At 32.0% G+C, this 1,196-nt stretch carries 1 protein-coding gene; it reads right to left on the reverse strand.

Going from position 1 to position 1,196, the window contains the following annotated elements:
* Positions 1–172: 172 nt before the first annotated feature.
* Positions 173–973 carry a formate/nitrite transporter family protein gene (locus GSA01S_RS10245; protein WP_066127308.1) on the reverse strand — a complete coding sequence of 267 codons (801 nt, stop codon included), beginning with the start codon at positions 971–973 and terminating at the stop codon, positions 173–175.
* Between the last annotated feature and the right edge of the window lie 223 nt (positions 974–1,196).

Here is a 1,196-nt window from a genome sequence, read left to right on the forward strand (position 1 = left end):
AAGCAGTTTGAGGTCACTTAACCCCTGCGCTATTAATTAACGAACAATATTTTTGACTAAATTTATCAAGTTTATGCCCAGCCTCTTAGTCTAACAATAACACAACTCATTTTAATCAAAAATAAAAGAGCCTTGAAAGAACTCTTCATTCTATCAAGACTCTTTTATAAAATTAATCGAAGTATAACTCACTTTTATTATTTAACCAACTATAAACTAAACCGATAAAGATTCCTCCACCGACGTAGTTACCTAAACCAGACCATAAGAAGTTAGATAAAACTGAAAGTACAGTCATACCTTCAACAGGTCCACCATTGGCAAAGAACGACAATGCAAAAGTTGAAAAGTTAGCAATAACGTGCTCAAAACCTAAGAATGCAAAAATGAAAATAATAAAAATCATAGCAAATACTTTTCCGGCATCGTCTTTCATACGAATACTACAAAATACAGCGGTATTAACAATCACATTGGCAAAAATACCTTCAGCAAATTGTTGTAGTGGTGATTTAGCTAATTTAGCTGTAGTAGCTACAAATAAATAATGATCAGGTTCTAAAGTGCTATAAGCTTGTGTAAATGACATAATAAAGCTCGCAATAACTGCACCAATTGCATTAAATAAAATACAAGTTAATAAAATTTTTAAAGCTTTAGATACAGGTAAAATTTTACGATGCATGGCAACAGTCATATACATCATATTAGAGGTTCCAAGTTCAGCATTCATATAAATAATCATAATCAATGACCAACTGAACATAAATGAATAGAAAAATTTCCCCATATTTGGCACTAAAGCATCTGCTTTTCCTGCGATAAAACTGGCGATAGCTACCCCCATTGTTAAGAAAAGACACGCTAGCATCGAACGCACCATATAACGCGCAATACTTTTATCAAACAACTCTTCTTTCTTGTTAATACTATGGGTTATACTTCCAATTAAACCACGATTTTGTACTTCCATTTCGTCACTCCTATTTATATCATGTCAATATTATAGCAAATGTACCCTGACAATAAAAGTGACTTTTGGTAAAGTAAACGTTCCCATCTGCTATTTTTTAAGGTAAATTGAAAACACTATGAAAATGTAAATTTATTTGTTAATTATTTGTTTTATTACAATAAAAAAGAGTGGACCAGAAGTAGAAAATCGAATGATTTTCGCTTAGTCTCCCCCCAGACTG

The organism is Globicatella sanguinis NBRC 15551, assembly GCF_001552295.1.
Classification (GTDB): domain Bacteria; phylum Bacillota; class Bacilli; order Lactobacillales; family Aerococcaceae; genus Globicatella; species Globicatella sanguinis.